A 17,062-nucleotide genomic window follows, 5' to 3' on the forward strand; every position below is an offset into this window, starting at 1 on the left:
GCATGGATATACAAAAGGGAATTTAACTAAAAATAACAAAATATGTTAAATTAGATAAAATGAAAGATTGGCATAAGATAACTGAATTCAATTAAAAAAGAAGGTCCTTAAGCAGGGCCTTCTTTGCGTTGTTGCTAAGTTACCCGGAATTTGCCGGGCGTCCTTCTATCCTAATTGATCCTTGTTCGATGCAAGAAAAGAACTAGAAAATGTTCTATTTTAAACGCGGACGCTTTTTGTAATTATCATGCTTTTACTCGTAGCAACGGACCTCTACTATTTCAGCCCTTGTGCTGCCGTTAGTGGCTGTCATAACAATCCGCAGCTTACCTGTTACAATAGGGGAGGAGAGCTTATGAATTCTTTTTCGCGTATGGTTGTTATGCTCTTCGGCTAACGTGGTCCATTCACCACGCACCCATGCTTGTATTTCATAGTCCTTGACCAGCTCAGGAATGACTTCAAACGGTGTGCGGTGATGGTGCAGGTTAATTAAATCTTCATTGATATCATCGTTAAAAGTGATATGAACAGTGCCGATCTCAACAGGCTCCTGCCAGCTAAGCTCCAGCCATTCGGGTCTTCCTTGCTCCATCGGCTGTGACGACCACATATGGGGTCCACCGTATGGACGGGTATAGCCGTCAATTGCTCGGCTAGCAGAAAAGGCTTCGGAAGATGCGCAGAGCGTAAAGCACAGCGGTTTCCTGACGAAAGTATGGCCGCTCCATTCGACGACTGGCTGATGGTGATGCATCTCTCCGTAGTCTTTGGAGCTTTGTTCGTCCATTGCATGCCGAAAGGCAAGCACACCTGTTATTGGACGATCCGATAAATGAACGGAAGCATTAGCATTCCGTTTGACTACGATGAACGCATTCTGTGCGCTCTCCGGCTTCCAGAACAGATCGGCACGGACCCACTGTTTCTCGCCTGGGGCAACAGCAGCTTTAGCAGTCGCCACAAGAGAATGAGGAACATAATTTTGGGGTTTGCCCGTGCTCCATAGCTCAACGATTAATTCGGTAGGATGTTCCGTATCGATAAGCAGCTCAACGCCGTCAATAATTGGATCGACTGGCACGATGAAACCTAGATCGGTTTCTAAGGGCAACGTCCCAACGGATTGCTTTAACTCAAGCTGAGTAAGAGTGCTGGAGGCGCTTACTTCAGCCCGCAGCGCAGCGTCCTTAGTATCGTTGTTCTTCAGTCCAAGGACTGCGGCATCCTGGCGCAGCAAGGTTTGCTGCAGCTCGCCCAAGTAATTAGCATGCAAGACGCGAGGAGTTACGTTGTTCATTACGCACAATGCTGCTCCGGTACCAGCAGCTTCACCGATGACAGCGCAAGTTGCCATCACACGCGTCGTGCCAAATGCGACATGCGAGGCACTGATATTGCGACCCGCCATGAGCATATTGCTCACATTAGCGGAGTAAAGGGAGCGAAACGGAATGTGATAGCTTCCGTCTATATGCATATGCTTGGATCCTTTGGCCGTCGCATACATACCTTGGGGTGGATGCAGATCTATCGACCAGCCACCGAATGCGACGCGGTCCTCGAATGCTTCCTGTGCGATAACATCGTTCTGATTCAGTACATAATCGCCGACAAAACGGCGATATTCCCTTTTACCAGGCAGGGAGCCAATCCATTCCAGGGTTAAATTGTCAGCGTCGAACTTGCCTGAATTTTTGATATAGTCCCAGATGCCATAGATAACCGAAGACAGTTCATCACGGATACGCTCGTTATCATGTACGGTGTCAAGCTCTCCGCCCCATTCAATCCACCAATAGGCACAGCCGTTATCCCCGCTGCGAATGACACGCTTCATAGGGATTGAGGTCTGTGTAATGTCTTTGGCAAAGCTGGGTGCTATATATTTCACAGGGCGTCCAGCATCCTTTGTATAGAACAGCAGCGTACTGCCAAGTGTAATATCGTCGGGTACAAGAGGTGCCCATTCTTCATTAAACTCTTCTTGAGCTTCACGCCCAATACGGAACTTGGCGCCTGCAAGGAATCCTACGAGGCCGTCTCCAGTACAGTCGAGGTACACTTTGCTCTCAAAGTGAATACGCCGTTCCGATCCCATCATCCACCCGGTAACCGAGGTGATCGAGCGATTATCCTCGTCGCCGACGGCTTCCACTTCGTGTACATCGGTATTGAGGAACAGTGTAATATTGCTTTCGGCTTTTACCTTTTCAAGAATGATTAAATCCCAAATATAGGGATTCCCATCGATGTTCCGGTATTGGTTCTCAACAAATAGCTCTCCCATAATACCCGTTTCACGGGCATAGCGGTGAACGCCGTGAGAGGTTGCTCCACATACCCAGACCCGTACCTCACTGCTTGAATTTCCGCCCAGAACGGGACGGTTTTGGACCAGGGAAACCGTTTGCCCCAAGCGAGCGGCAGCAACCGCTGCACAAACACCTGCCAATCCGCCGCCGATGACTGTGACGTCTGAAACGATAGATTCATATCTCATAGAACCGTTGACACCTCACCTTTGTGTAATAGTGAATATCTATAATTTCATTTTAAAATACTCCATTCCCTTTTAACATACATATAGTTACAATAGACATATACTTTATTTCAGTAATATCAGGGGTGTGTACAGCACTATGGAATTGAAGCTTCTTTCACATGTTTACTGGCTTCGTAAGAAACAATTTATGCTCTTGTCCGACACTTATCCCTGCTGGACCCTATTTGCCGTCGAGGCAGGCCAGTTTAGCTACAACATTGGAGAAGAGAGGGGTTCAGCAGAGTTTGGCGATTTGGTTCTATGTCCCCCTCATATAGCCTTTCAAAGGCAAACGCTGGAGCCACTGACGTTTCATTTTCTTCAATTCGTGTGGCTAAAAGAGCCGTTTGCATCGGATGAACCACCTTGGAGTGGTAAGCTCTCAGTGAACGATAAGGACAGGTTATTGTCCGACTACCAGTATCTAAGACGATTCACTGGATGGGATGAAGGCAGTACGCTGCATAAGCAGCATATGTTAAATGACATGTTGAGGTTGGTTATGCTTGAACAGGGTGAGCAGGTAACAAATATTGGACATAGAGATGCCCTTATGGATGAAGCAAAAAAAAGATTAAGCGAGCGGGCCTACGAAAGCTTTTCTATGCAAGAACTGGCTGAGCAGCTAGATCTCACCCCCGTGCAGCTGACCCGTAGATTCCGTAAAGCATTTGGTGAGACGCCTTCCGAGGCTTTGAACGAAATTCGCCTTACAAGGGCAAGGCATTTACTCGAGGGCTCGACTCTGAAATTGGATGAAATCGCCGCACAGTGCGGGTACGAGAACGGTTTTTATTTAAGTCGAGTCTTTACCAAGAAAACAGGCATGGCACCTTCTATTTATCGGAGTTTGCATCGGGTTTAGGGGGGGGCGAAGAAAAGTGGAATATACTAAAAAATAATGAATATTGGATGGATATGATATAAACTCGCACGATTTAAAAAGTTTATTCCAACTTGTAGTAGAAGTAGGAATGAGCTTTTTTTTGTAGCTGTTATATTTGAATGATGAACCTATATTGCTGAAATCCAATTGACAAAATGTGTAAAATGGTTTAATTTGTAATTAAACAAACATCTAATTAGAATAATATCAAATTATAAAGGTGTGAAGAAGTGCCATGCAATTAGATAAGCTGGTGAATTACCACAAAGCTTTAGCAGATCCGACACGCTTGAAAATGCTGCTCATGCTTGCCGAGGGCGAGTTAAACGGGCAGGTCCTCGCTGAAAAATGCTTTTTGTCAACGGCAACGATTACTCACCATGCCGCAAAGCTCCGTGAAGCAAGCTTAATTAATGAACGAAGAGAGAAGAATATGATTTTCTTTTCACTGAATCATTATTTTATTAAGAGTAATGCCATGGCAACATATGATTTTATTTATAAGCAGAAAAATGGATCGGGGGGAACGGAACGTTTGGATGATACAAACAAACGTATGGCTGAATCGGTAATCAAAAATTTTATGACTTCAGATGGAAAACTGAAGCATGTTCCAGCACAATTAAAGAAAAAACTTATTGTTTTGGAGCATATGGTGCAGCAGTTGGAGCAGGGACGTCACTATTCAGAAAAAGAAATTAATGAGTTCATTAAAGCCTATCATGATGATTTTGCTACCATACGCAGGGAATTTATTATGCATCAATTTTTGTACAGAGAAAACGAAATATATGAAGTTAATCCTCGAGAGATGTGGGCTCGTTGGGAGACATTGGCATGATGTGTTGAACTGAAAAAACGGTGAAATTGGCTCTTGTCCAAGCCACTTAGAAATAACGCTCATACCTTAAATCATCTCTAATCGAAAGGTTGATGATAAGTATGGCGAGAACCACACAAGGAAACGGCGGTCCTGTGCAATTTAGGCATCGAATGGAAGGCTTGACTTCGCTGGTGGAAGGACACAGACATGCTTTTGGTAATTTGACCGATTTATTCATTCCTGAGGACGGAAGACACCGTCATAATTTCCGTGGTATTACTACTACAGCGGATGGGCATCGTCATTCCTATTCGGGGCAAACGGGTCTTAACATCGGTATCGGCCCGAACCATTTTCACCGATTTAGAATATTCACGAATGTTGCCGATGGACATCGCCACATCATTTCCGGAAGAACAACCGGCCTTATTCGGATCGGCGCCGTGGTCGGTCACAAATTGATTATTGAGAAAATCGTAAAACAGCGCGTGAAGTAAGGGAACTAAGAAAGGCCCTGCTTGCCATATTTTTTGTGGCATGTTAGGGCCTTTCTCTTTGTTTGGATAAGTTAATATTTATTTATGCCATCGTCTCGAGCATTTTCAGTGAAACTTGATAATGAAGCTCTTCTTGTTGTAAATAGCGTCTGAATTCGTCTAGAACATATTCGGCCATACGAGTGACCTCGGAAGGGTTGCTTCCAGCAATATGTGGCGTCAATATAACATTGTCAAGCGTTAACAGCTCACTCTCAGGCTGTGCAGGCTCAGGATATGTAACGTCCAGTACTGCCGTTCTAGTGGGTACTGTACGAAGAGCGCGGATCAAGTCCTCCTCGACAACTTGCAGCCCTCTTGCGGTATTAATGAAGGTTGCGTAAGGAAGCATGAGTTCAAAATGCTCTTTATTCAAAATGCCCACGGTAGCAGGGAGATTAGCCAAATGATTAGATATCGTATGACAATGGGTGAAAATTTCTTTTAACTCTTTCTTGTGTACGTTAAGCTTTTGAGCAGCAGCATCCGATAAGAAAGGATCAAAGACGTCAATCTCCAACTGATAGGGCTTAAGGAGCTCAATAACCTTTCTGCCGATCATACCAGCACCTAGAATACCGACCCTGGCATTAAAATTTCCAGGAAAGGATTTCGCATATCTCGATGCATCCCGTCTGTGCGTTTTACAGCGAAGAGCGCTTTGGAAAAAGCCTTTGTTCGCAAGCACGATTTGAGCAGCTGTGTACTCCGCTACCGGAACAGCATTGGCAGCCCACGCGCTTACTATTGTGATGTCCTGATGGAGAAAGGGTCTTGCAAAGTTCTGAACGCTTCCCGCTGCATAAAATAGCGCTTTCAAATTAGGGAAATACTTCTGAATTTCTTCTCGATTGAATGTCGGCATCCCCCAACTAGAAAAAGCGACTTCGATGGTTCTCAAAGACGCAGCATGTTCTTCCACATTATCCTTATTGACGACTATCGGGTACAGATCAGCCAGTGTGCTAAGCTCCTGTTGAATAGAATCGTTGTAAACATCTTTAATTCTTATTTCGCTTCCCAAAAACATGGCTCTTTTCTTCACTAAATCCCACCACCCTACGAGAAATGCATTTGGTCACAGAGTTGGTCTAAGTTGCGTCTTAAGCCTGATTATACATCAGATTTTTGAATTGTGCGGCAAAGTTATTAAATTATTTTGAAGTAAGCTCCCTAAGTAGAAAACTGCACATTCACAAGGAACGGTTATTGAGGTTATTATAGTTAAATAAGAAGAGACTGCTTGAGAATCCGCGATCGAATTGCTAAAAGTAGGGATGTGACTTTGTGAAAATATATACAAGTGAAGAAAGAGATGCGCTGTTGGCTCGTCTTAATGATCAACAACGACAATATTTGAATGAAGATATGATCAGAGGCCGGCGAACGGTATTTGCCAATGTGATGTCTCGAGGGAAAGGTTATTTTATTCCAGAAGGAGCCACCTTTGAAGATATAGAACACCTTCTAACCTCCTGGGTTTACATAAATTATATTGATGCTGGCCACGTATCCTCGGAGCTGAAGTGCGAATGCGGAAGAGCCTTGAGATATCAACACATTGTTCAAAATAAGGAAGACGGTGTCATTAAAAAGTTCGGGATCGATCATTTACAGCTTCACACTGGTATTGATGCCAAAATTGTTGCAGAAATATTAAAGGGCTTTGATGCTATTGATTTTGAACTGGATGAAATCTTATCCAAGATAGAGAAGGGCTGGTCTATGGAGATGCAGCGGCTGCCTGATTTGAGGGAGCTTACACTGCCTAACGATATTCAAAAGCATCTTGAATTGGGGCTGCCGTTACTTGATCGTCAAGTCGTTCGTATTCGTAGGCTGGCAAATGAACGAATCGTATCCAAATCCAGGTTTGTGCAGCCTCCGAGCTTAGCGGATTCTACAACTTCAGACACGGTTACCGATGGCAACGATCTTATTCAGTTAGATTTGTTTGCAATGGAGAGCCCCGTGAACATTTCTCAATCAGGCGTTACTTCAAGTACAATCCTGAACGATCAATTATCATCGGAGCAGCAAATGGCTATTTTATCGTTACTACAAGAGGGAGTTTCGAGCGCCCGTACTTTATGCGAGCTGTTGATTAAGCATCATGGAGCCTCAGGTCAACGATTTGAGTATTCCATGACCAAAAAACCGCAAATTTATCCTATCGTTTGTAGGTTCATTGATTCATGTGAAAATTCACTATTAATTCGCGGAAATCAGGAGGATCGCTATTACGAATGGATTTAAGAAAATAGTTCCTCCTATGAATGCGGGTTGTTTGCTTGATGTTCTACTCCTTCCTGCCCGATCATAAGATGGTTATCGGCTAGCTGAAACCGGGAATGTTTGGAAAAGATCGACTGTTAACCGGATTGAACATAAAGATCAGCACGATACATTCCGATATATAGTAAATATATAGAAAAGGGAGGAGACTGCAGAGATGTGGACTCGCAAACAACTGAAAGATAGAGCGAAGGATGTGTTAAGAACCTCCTATTGGAAAGCGTTTCTCGCCAGCCTGCTGCTTGGCATTGTAACTGGCGGGATACCGAGCTGCTCTTTTAACTCTGATTTTGGCGGACGTGGAGGAGGAAACCATCAGGAATTTTCGACATCATTCCCTGGAATCAATAAAGGATTTAACTATAATTTCGATGGGGAATTAAATGGCATCTTCCTTGCTGTTCTAATTGGTGCCATTATTATTGCTGTTATTGTATTTTTGGCTACCCTAGCTTTTCGAATCTTCGTAAGCAATCCTTTAGAGGTGGGAATTAGAAAGTACTTTGCTCAATCGGCTCGGAATGAAGTGAATTTGAATTACATGGGATTTGGATTTTCAAAAGGTAATTACGTAGTTATCGTAAAGGCGATGCTATGGCGCTGGTTTCTTAATTTCTTGTGGTATTTACTCCTCATCATTCCGGGTATCGTGAAGTCGTATGCATACAGCATGGTTCCTTACTTATTGGCAGATAATCCTCACCTCGGGACTAAACGGGCTGTAGAGCTTAGCAATCGGATGACGCAAGGACATAAGTGGAGAATATTCGTCTTGGATCTTTCTTTTCTTGGCTGGTATTTATTAGGTACGATCGCTCTGTTCATTGGTGTATTGTTCGTTATGCCTTATGTGAATGCAACGCAAGCTGAGCTTTACCTGGTACTTCGAGAACAAGCTATTCATGAAGGAATAACGAGTGAGACGGAGTTAGAATAAGCATGATTGGGGCTGTCGAGTTTATCGGCAGCTTTTTCATTTTTCTATACTTGATGTTTTAATGAAGATTAATCTTTCAAGTGAGGCTATGATGACAATTACTTCAAGAAGTCTATAAAAAAGCTGCTGCCTGCTTGCTAAGTAATATGGAATCAGTAACGATACGGAAAAGAAAAATTGATTATAACCAATTTATCAACTAAGCTTGCGTTGACAGCTAATATGGTGGCGTGCTAACGTTCTTATGTACCCTAATAATCCCATATTTAAAAGGAGAGGCATGAAGATGTTGATCATTGCATTTCGAAACCCGTTCCCAATGGCTACGGTTAATAATTGCATATTGAACCATGAGGCCTCTCTAGATTCTGGAAAATAAAGAAGAGTGCGGGTAATACCGCGTTTGCTCTAGCTATATTTAGCGCAGGCCATTCTTCCTTGGTGCGTGCGCTTGCTTCGGCTTCAAAAAGCACATTGCCCACGGGTAGTGTGCTTATTTATTTGGTTTGGGGCATAAAAATGGGGTGTTGGTATGGAGAGGAGAGAAAGAACCCATGTTATCGATAATGACTAAATTGGGATGGTTTTTTCGACAAGAATGGAGAAGGTATTCCATTGCCGTCGTACTGCTGATTGTTGCAGGAATCTTGGAAATATTCCCTCCGATGCTGGTAGGGCGTTCCATCGATGCCATTGGCCTTGGGCATATGACTTGGGAATATATTGTTACTACGCTGCTTTGGCTCGCAGTTATCACAGTTGCGGCGTATATTATTTCGTATATCTGGGGCTATAAGCTATTCGGAGGAGCATTTGTAGTTGAGAAGCTCATGAGGGGCCGGTTAATGCGGCATTTTCTCAAAATGACTCCGTCTTTTTACGAGAACAATCGTACGGGTGATTTAATGGCCCGAGCCACAAATGACCTTCAAGCATTAGCTCAAACAGCTGGGTTTGGGATTTTGACTTTACTGGATTCTACTCTGTGGATGGCTACTCTGCTTGTTACGATGACGGTGTTTGTTTCCTGGAAACTGACGCTTGCTGCGGTGATCCCGCTGCCGATAATGGCAATTCTGGTCAGCTTCTACGGCGGTTGGATTCATAAAAGATATATGGCTGCACAGGACGCGTTCGGGGATATGAATGAAGGGGTTCTGGAGACGATATCTGGCATTCGTGTCATCCGGGCTTACACACAGGAACGTGCGGTTGAAAAGCAGTTTGCTGATGTTACGCAGGATGTACTGGAGAAAAACCTGGCTGTGGTTCGTGTTGACTCCCTGTTCGAGCCTACTATTAAAATCCTGGTAGGTATCAGCTATATGATCGGCATCGGCTATGGAGCCTATCTTGTATTTCACAATGAACTGACGATAGGGTCTCTTGTCGCCTTCAATGTTTACTTGGGTATGATGATTTGGCCGATGTTTGCCATAGGGGAATTAATAAACATCATGCAGCGAGGGAATGCATCATTGGATCGGGTTACTGAGACTTTGAATTATGCTGAGGATGTGCCTGAACCGACTAATCCTGTCATGCCAGAGCATCCTGGAAGCATCGAGTTTCGTAACGTGACATTCCGTTATCCATCTTCTTCGTTCGATAATTTAAGTGACGTATCGTTTACGCTTAAGTCAGGAGAAACCTTAGGTATTGTAGGACGTACGGGAAGCGGTAAATCCACTTTAATAAGACAGCTGCTGAGAGAATATCCGACGGGGGATGGCAATGTGTTTGTTGCCGGTGTTCCTCTCGAACGTATTGGGATGGATCGCTTGAAATCATGGTTAGGCTATGTGCCCCAGGAATCTTTCCTGTTCTCTCAAACTATTCGCGCCAATATGTACTTTGGTAATGAGCATGCTACAGAACAAGAGCTTAAGTCCGCGATGGCTGTCTCGGCTTTTTCCAAGGATTTGAATTTTCTTCCTGAGGGAATGGACACTCTCGTCGGTGAGAAGGGTGTTGCGCTCTCTGGCGGGCAAAAGCAGCGTGTATCAATGGCCCGGGCGCTCATTGCAGATCCGCAAATTTTGATCCTCGATGATGCAATGTCTGCTGTCGATGCCCGTACCGAAGCAGAGATTATTGGCAATATTCATAAAGAAAGATCGGGCAAAACAACTATTATAGCCACTCATCGTCTATCAGCTGTGCAGCATGCCAATCTGATTCTTGTTATGGATAACGGACGTATAGTCGAACAGGGAAGGCATGAGGAGCTGCTCAGTAAGGGCGGATGGTATAAAGAACAATATGACCGCCAACAGATGGAAGCGCAGCGTGTGGAAGGAGATGAGGAAATCGGATGAGCGATGCGAACGAAACGTTAGATTATGATATTGACCGAGAACTAGGCTCGGGAACCAAGACCAAAACCGTCAAGCGACTGATCCATTACGCAGTCCAATTTAAGCTGCAGCTGGTGCTTGCTTTGCTCATGCTTAGTGTTGCCGTAGGAACGGATTTGGCTGGACCATTGATCGCCAAAAGGATCATCGATCTTCACATTTCAGGCATCGAAAAGCCTTGGTTTGAGACTCAAAACAAAAATGATTATGCTGTCTCCTTTGAAGGGAAGCAGTATAAACGAGACGATCACTTTGAACAAGGCGAAACGCGCGGTAATGAAGTGAGAGTGCTCCAAATTGATCGTGAATATTATTTCATTGCGGAGCCGATAGCCTTCGATGGCGAACGTAAAGTAACGGATAACACGATTCAAATTACCAAAGGATCTGAGAGCAAGAGTTACTCAGGGGAGCAGCTCGATCGGCAGCAGCTCTACAGTTTCTTTCGTCCAGAGATGGCAGGCATGCTGAAGCTTTGCTGGTACTATATGGGCTTGACACTCATATCGGCTATTTTTACTTATGGGCAGCGTTATTTTCTTCAGAGTTCGGCTAACCGGATTATTCGTCGGATGAGAACGGATGTGTTTGCGCAACTAAATCGACTGCCAATCCGTTATTTTGATAATTTACCAGCTGGCAAGGTCGTATCCAGAGTTACGAATGATACTGAATCGATACGAGATTTGTACGTGAATGTGCTGGCGAATTTTACGACAGGCTTTATTCATATGCTCGGCATCTATATCGCGCTGTTTATTCTGGATGTACGGTTAGCAGCGATCTGTCTGTTCGTCGTTCCCGCACTCATAGTTTGGATTATAGTGTACGGAAGAATGGCAAAAAAGTTTAATCGGATTATTCGTTCTACTGTCAGCGAAATCAACGGTATTATTAATGAATCTATTCAAGGAATGACAATTATTAAAGCTTTTCGTAAGGAGAAGCGGGTCGAAGCTAATTTTGAGGAAGTCAATAATAAGCTGTTTCATGTGCAGAACAAGCTGCTGAGCCTAAACTCCTGGACGGGGTACAATCTAGTGGCTGTTATCCGAAATGTGGCGCTTGTTGCTCTGATTTGGTATTTTGGTGGTGCTTCATTAAATGGGGCATCAGGAGCTGTAACATTGGGTGTACTTTACGCCTTCGTCGATTATTTAAATCGGCTGTTTCAGCCAATGGTAAACATCGTGAATCAACTGCCGAATTTGGAGCGAGCGCTCGTGTCAGCCGAACGAGTCTTTGCACTGGTCGATGAGGAAGGGGAAGATGTCTCCGAACAGAAGGAGAAGCGTTATCAGGGTCATGTTCGATTCGATCAAGTATGGTTTTCCTATAAGAACGGGGAACCGGTACTGAAAGGAATTACCTTTGAAGCAAAGCCAGGCCAGACTGTTGCGCTTGTTGGCCACACCGGATCGGGAAAAAGCTCGATATTGAATCTGCTGTTCCGATTTTACGATCCTGAAGCGGGAAGTATTACGATTGATGGTAAAGAGACCCGGCAGATGCCGCGGCAAACGATGCGACAGCATATGGGCATTGTGCTTCAGGATCCGTTCCTCTTTTCAGGGACCATCGCTACGAACGTATCCTTAAATGATCCCTCCATTACACGAGAGCGGATTCATAAGGTTTTAACTGATGTCGGAGCAGAATCTCTTCTGGAGCAGCTGCCTCAAGGGATAGATGAACCGGTAATTGAAAAAGGCAGCACGCTTTCTGCGGGACAGAGGCAGCTGATCTCCTTTGCACGGGCATTGGCCTTTGATCCGGCTATTCTAATTCTTGATGAGGCAACATCCAATATCGATACGGAAACGGAAACAGTAATTCAGCAAGCGCTCGATGTGGTGAAGCAAGGAAGAACCACTTTTGTTATCGCCCACCGGTTATCTACAGTGAAGAATGCGGATTTGATCCTAGTACTTGATCGTGGCGAAATCGTAGAACGGGGAGATCACCATGCTTTAATGAATCTTGGGGGCAAATACAGGCAAATGTATGAGCTTCAGCAGGGAAAGCTTGTCCCGAGCCAATAATGTAAATAAATAAGGGATGCGGGAGTAACTCCTGTATCCTTTTTGTTTTGCAGTTTGCGTTTAGGCATACATTCCTTTTTTTGGTATAATAATCGATAATTAATGGATTTGTAGAAAAGGAGTTTTTTGCTATGGAAAGCCAAATGCAAGAGGGGGGCTTTCATCCGCTTGTTACACAATGGTTTGATGAGCAATACGGAAGTCCTACCGATGTGCAGATTCGTTCATGGAAGGCGATCCAATCGGGGATGCACACCTTAATTGCGGCACCGACCGGTTCAGGCAAGACATTGGCAGCACTGCTACCCTGCGTAAGCCATATTCTTCAAGAAAAAGAGGGGAACACCGATGCTGCTTCTATTCGGCAGGTGAGGCTTCTATATATCACGCCGTTGAAGGCGCTCAACAATGATATCCACCACCATGTTATAGGCTATATCGCACAGCTTAAGGAAAAAGCAGAAGAGCAGAACTGGAGCTGGAAAGGTCTGTCTGTTGGTGTCCGAACGGGAGATACTACACAAAGCTCGAGAGCCGCAATGGTTCGTAACCCGCCGGATGTACTTGTGACTACACCGGAATCGTTGTACTTGCTGCTCACTTCTCCCAAGGGGAGGATGATGCTCAAGGGCGTTCAGTGGTGCATTGTGGATGAAATTCATGATTTGGCAGGAGATAGAAGAGGACTGCACTTATCCGTTACACTTGAAAGATTAACAGAGTGGATCGGTCAATCGCCACAGCGAATAGGTGTCTCTGCTACACAGAAGCCGATTGAGCTTGTTGCGAGATTTCTAGGCGGCTGGGAATTGTCTACACCGACAGGGGAAAAGAAGATCATGGAAACGGCCCAAGAGGATGCTTCCATGGTCAGTGCTGAAACAGGAGAATCCTACAACCTAAGGCCGGTAGAAATTATCGAAAGCCGAATGGATAAGAAATTCACGCTTCGCGTTACCCTGCCTCACAAAACAATGATCACTAAAGATAAGCAGGAGACCATATGGAAGCCTTTGATAGAGCACATTGTCAAACTCATCGAAGATAGCCGATCAGCGCTTATTTTTGTCAATAATCGAAGATTATGTGAAAGGCTTACCCTAAGATTAAATGATCATATGGGCTACGAAATGGCGCGCTCGCACCATGGCAGCATCTCCAAAGAACAACGGCTCGAAGTGGAACGAGCATTGAAGGAGGGGGAGCTTCGCTGTCTTGTTGCAACCTCCTCATTGGAGCTAGGGATTGATGTAGGTCATATAGATCTGGTTCTGCAGATTGATTCACCCAAGAGCGCCGCTGCAGGAATCCAGCGGATAGGTCGTGCTGGCCACTCCGTCGGTGACGAAAGTCGAGGTATTATCCTTGCACGTACTCGTGGACAGCTCCCTGAGTGCGCGGTGCTTGCCCAAAGTATTGTGAATCGGCAGATTGAAGATATCCATATTCCACGCTATGCGCTGGATGTACTATGCCAGCAGATCGCAGCCATGGTAGCAGCAGATGAATGGGAACTCGAACGACTATATCATATATTCCAACGCAGCTATGGCTATCACGGGTTTACTAAGGAACGGTTCCGGTCCATACTTCAAGTTCTGTCCGGATTTTATCCTTTTGTTCGTCCTCTTATCGATTGGGATCGGGAGAGCAATCGATTGACCCGCCGAAGCTCCACCGCAATGTCAGCGATCATGGGGGCCGGTACCATACCACAAGGTAGCGATTACCCCGTCCATCATGCCGAGAGTCGCATTCATTTGGGAGAGTTAGACGAGCAGTATATTTTTGAAAGCCGAGTCGGAGATGTATTTCAGCTAGGAACAAGCTCATGGAGAATACAATCTATTCGGAACGACCGAGTCTATGTGGTTGAAGAGACGGGAAACAAACTAAGTGAGATTCCTTTCTGGCGTGGTGAAGGGCAAGGAAGATCCATTGCTTTTTCTGCAGAAATCGGACATTTTCTGGAGCAGCTTGACATTCGTATAGACAGAGAAAATAAGCTTCAGACGTTAGATTGGCTGATGGACAGTTATTATTTGGACGCATCGGCCGCTGAAGAGCTTCTTATGCTGCTGCATTCGCAAAAAGCAGTATCCGTACTTCCGACGCATCGTAGAATTGTGATCGAACAATTTCAGGATGAGTACAAGCAGCATCGGCTTATCATTCATAGCTGGTTTGGGCGCAAATTTAATCGCACCTGGCAATTGGCAATTCAAGCCCATGCTGAGCGCAGCATTCCTTATAGGATATATGCGAGTGCAAAAGATAATGGTATCGAGTTCGTTATATCGGATGGGGGCAGCGGAGAAGCGCTTAGACTGCTTCCGTTAATCCGTGAGGTCACCTCGAATCGTTTGGAAACTCTGCTGCAGCAGGCGATACCAGCCTCGCCGCAATTTGGCATAGCTTTCCGCAGGCTTGCTGAGACTTCCTTACTGTTGTCACGAAGCTTTAACCGGATGCCCTCATGGCAAAAAAGACTGCGTAGTGAGGAGCTTCTTCGGGAATCGCTGCCCTATGCAGAGACGTTTCCTTTCATAGAAGAAGCGATTCGAATATGTTTGCATGAGGATTTGGATGTGGGTCATGTTCGCGAAGTGTTAGAGCAAATCGAGTCGGGACAGGTGGAAGTCATTGAGAGACAGTCGGCATTCCCATCCCCGTTTACAGCATTATTCTTATCGGATGCTCTCAATACACAAATTTACGAATCCGATGCGATAAGTAGAGATTTACAGGCAAACTTGGCTGGTATGGACCGTGCACTGGCAGGGCAATGGTTCTCCAATGCTTCGAGTCACATGGCAGAGTCTATGAATATGTCGGAACATGATGATAAGAGGCACACCGAGAATAATAAGGATGAAGAAAAACCTAGATTGTATGAGTCGGGTGAACTGCTTAGCCTGTTAAAGCATCGTGGGGAAATGACGGAAACTGAACTATTGGATTGGCTGGATAAGGATAGGCTGGAAGACCTGCTACATAGGTTATACCAGGAAAAAAAGATAGTACAAATACAATTGGACAGTACATCTTCACAGTTATATTGGATTTGCGCTGATGAAGCAGATACTTATTCTCAATTGGGAAAGGATTGGCTTGCTGACAGGTTTATTGCAACTCGTTATGTGAATCAAAGAATAAGGATAACATCTCAAGAAATACAGGCGCGATACGGGTTGAAAGAGCAGCGAATTAATGAACTTGTTCACTCATGGGAATCAGAAAATCGTATTGAGTTGTCGCAAACAGATCAGGCAGCTACTGACCGAGTTTTGCTGAACCGCCAATTAGATGCACGGCATAACCGTCAACAAGCTGTTGAACTTAGGAAGGCCACAGAATCTATCCATGCTATAAACTATTGCATCAAGATGATGTCTCTTCAACACGTACTCCCTCACACTCGGCTGAACGGGGAAGTGGGCTTGAGGCAGGTCATAGAAAAGCTCCAAGGATTGTATTTTCCATTATCTCAATGGGAGTCGTCTATCTTACCGCTTCGGCTAAATGATTATAAGAAAGAAATGCTCGACCGGCTCTGCTCTTCCGGTGAAGTCATATGGTTAGGACAAAAGCAAGACGGTGAAAAGGAAGGGCGCATTGCGTTTTTCCTAGCTGAATCCAAAGAACTTTATTATCCGATGCTTGAAAAGGAAGAGAAGATTGACTTGAACTTTGAAAAAGAACTTCTCCAACTTCTGCAGCGCAAAGGAGCAAGCTTCCTCACGGCTCTTAGCCGTGAAACCGGGCATATCCCATCCGAATTGACGGTTGAATTGCTAAATTTATCCTGGAAAGGATTGGTTTCAAACGATCAGTTTGCTCCCTTACGATTAAATGGTGGCACGACCTCCAAGACGGCCAAAGGCAAAGGCTTTCAATCAGGTCTAGGCAGATGGTATCCCGTAAGTTCGCTAAAAGACGAAGAAGGCTGTGACCAACAGATATGTGTTCTGGCATGGATTAAGCATTTGTTGAATGGGTACGGATTGTTGACCAAGGACATTGCAGATCTTCATCTCCCATGGGAGTGGAGCGATGTCTATGCTGCTCTGAAACAGCTTGAAACCTGGGGGATGCTGACTCGCGGACTATGGGTTGAAAATATTCATACATTGCAATTTGCAGGCAAGGATCAGATTGAGAGTCTTCGCAGCCGTGAATGGGCAGGAGATACTAGTCCTATCGTACTACCTTCAACGGATCCAGCTAATCCTTTTGGACTTACTGTCCATTGGCCTGAGAAGGAAGGGATGAGCTTCACCCGAAAAAAAGGGAATGATCTCGTCATACAAGGAGGCCGTTGGCTGCTGTGGATTGAAAACAACGGTAAACGCATGTGCCCCATGGAAAAGGTATCAGACGATGAGCTGTATCATTTAATCCGGTCAGCTGCCGAAGGTTATTTGAGGCTGCCTAAAACTCGAAAATTAATTATAGAAAAGTGGAACGGGCTTCCTGTTTTACAAACGGAGGTCGCAGAAGTACTGTACACGCTGGGAGCCGAAAAAGACCGCGAGTCTCTTGTTATATGGCCAAGCGCATTAAGGTGAGAGACTAGAGCATCTGCTTTCAAAGAGATGCTCTTCGTCATTTGTATGGATAATTACGGCTGTGGTGTTATGA

Annotated in this window: 10 protein-coding genes; 8 read left to right on the forward strand and 2 right to left on the reverse strand. The window is 44.9% G+C overall.

Translation table 11 applies throughout. The features are described from left to right. Nucleotides 1-253 precede the first annotated feature (253 nt). Nucleotides 254-2,503 carry an FAD-dependent oxidoreductase gene (locus tag BP97_RS0132030; RefSeq protein WP_028552727.1) on the reverse strand — a complete coding sequence of 750 codons (2,250 nt, stop codon included), beginning with the start codon at nt 2,501-2,503 and terminating at the stop codon, nt 254-256. A gap of 139 nt (nt 2,504-2,642) precedes the next feature. On the opposite strand from BP97_RS0132030, the gene BP97_RS0132035 reads away from it, so the two are divergent. The 3 genes from BP97_RS0132035 (at nt 2,643) to BP97_RS38215 (ending at nt 4,751) form a co-directional block, all read left to right on the forward strand. Then, nucleotides 2,643-3,410, forward strand: a complete 768-nt coding sequence (locus BP97_RS0132035; RefSeq protein ID WP_036746919.1) for a helix-turn-helix domain-containing protein — start codon at nt 2,643-2,645, stop codon at nt 3,408-3,410. 256 nt (nt 3,411-3,666) lie between these two features. Further along, nucleotides 3,667-4,272 carry a metalloregulator ArsR/SmtB family transcription factor gene (locus BP97_RS0132040; protein WP_028552729.1) on the forward strand — a complete coding sequence of 202 codons (606 nt, stop codon included), beginning with the start codon at nt 3,667-3,669 and terminating at the stop codon, nt 4,270-4,272. A gap of 101 nt (nt 4,273-4,373) precedes the next feature. Then, complete coding sequence (locus BP97_RS38215; protein ID WP_036746920.1) at nt 4,374-4,751, forward strand: YmaF family protein; 378 nt, start codon at nt 4,374-4,376, stop codon at nt 4,749-4,751. A gap of 82 nt (nt 4,752-4,833) precedes the next feature. Here the strand turns inward: BP97_RS38215 and BP97_RS0132050 are convergent, their stop codons facing one another. Next, a complete protein-coding gene (locus tag BP97_RS0132050) occupies nt 4,834-5,835 on the reverse strand; it encodes a hydroxyacid dehydrogenase (RefSeq protein ID WP_028552730.1) in 1,002 nt (333 codons plus the stop codon). 242 nt (nt 5,836-6,077) lie between these two features. Between BP97_RS0132050 and BP97_RS0132055 the strand changes: the two genes are divergently transcribed. From BP97_RS0132055 to BP97_RS0132075, 5 genes are all read left to right on the forward strand, one after another. Next, complete coding sequence (locus BP97_RS0132055; protein WP_028552731.1) at nt 6,078-7,046, forward strand: DUF3895 domain-containing protein; 969 nt, start codon at nt 6,078-6,080, stop codon at nt 7,044-7,046. 196 nt (nt 7,047-7,242) lie between these two features. Beyond that, nucleotides 7,243-8,022, forward strand: coding sequence for a DUF975 family protein (locus BP97_RS0132060; RefSeq protein ID WP_028552732.1), 780 nt, complete (start codon nt 7,243-7,245; stop codon nt 8,020-8,022). 554 nt (nt 8,023-8,576) lie between these two features. After that, nucleotides 8,577-10,340, forward strand: a complete 1,764-nt coding sequence (locus BP97_RS0132065; RefSeq protein ID WP_028552733.1) for an ABC transporter ATP-binding protein — start codon at nt 8,577-8,579, stop codon at nt 10,338-10,340. Then, on the forward strand, nt 10,337-12,421 hold the full coding sequence (locus BP97_RS0132070; RefSeq protein ID WP_081824463.1) for an ABC transporter ATP-binding protein: 2,085 nt from the start codon (nt 10,337-10,339) through the stop codon (nt 12,419-12,421). Before BP97_RS0132065 ends, BP97_RS0132070 begins: the two co-directional genes overlap by 4 nt. A 131-nt stretch (nt 12,422-12,552) precedes the next feature. Then, a complete protein-coding gene (locus tag BP97_RS0132075) occupies nt 12,553-16,989 on the forward strand; it encodes a DEAD/DEAH box helicase (protein ID WP_028552735.1) in 4,437 nt (1,478 codons plus the stop codon). Nucleotides 16,990-17,062 lie beyond the last annotated feature (73 nt).

Origin of the sequence: Paenibacillus sp. UNC451MF (assembly GCF_000686845.1) — a bacterium.
Taxonomy (GTDB): Bacteria; Bacillota; Bacilli; order Paenibacillales; family NBRC-103111; genus Paenibacillus_S.

What these genes read in the sequence shown, in the direction of transcription:
- BP97_RS0132075 (WP_028552735.1), top strand. Translation starts at nt 12,553, where the DNA reads ATGGAAAGCCAAATGCAAGAGGGGGGCTTTCATCCGCTTGTTACACAA.
- BP97_RS0132030 (WP_028552727.1), bottom strand. Translation starts at nt 2,503, where the DNA reads ATGAGATATGAATCTATCGTTTCAGACGTCACAGTCATCGGCGGCGGA.
- BP97_RS0132040 (WP_028552729.1), top strand. Translation starts at nt 3,667, where the DNA reads ATGCAATTAGATAAGCTGGTGAATTACCACAAAGCTTTAGCAGATCCG.
- BP97_RS0132070 (WP_081824463.1), top strand. Translation starts at nt 10,337, where the DNA reads ATGAGCGATGCGAACGAAACGTTAGATTATGATATTGACCGAGAACTA.
- BP97_RS0132035 (WP_036746919.1), top strand. Translation starts at nt 2,643, where the DNA reads ATGGAATTGAAGCTTCTTTCACATGTTTACTGGCTTCGTAAGAAACAA.
- BP97_RS0132065 (WP_028552733.1), top strand. Translation starts at nt 8,577, where the DNA reads ATGTTATCGATAATGACTAAATTGGGATGGTTTTTTCGACAAGAATGG.
- BP97_RS0132060 (WP_028552732.1), top strand. Translation starts at nt 7,243, where the DNA reads ATGTGGACTCGCAAACAACTGAAAGATAGAGCGAAGGATGTGTTAAGA.
- BP97_RS38215 (WP_036746920.1), top strand. Translation starts at nt 4,374, where the DNA reads ATGGCGAGAACCACACAAGGAAACGGCGGTCCTGTGCAATTTAGGCAT.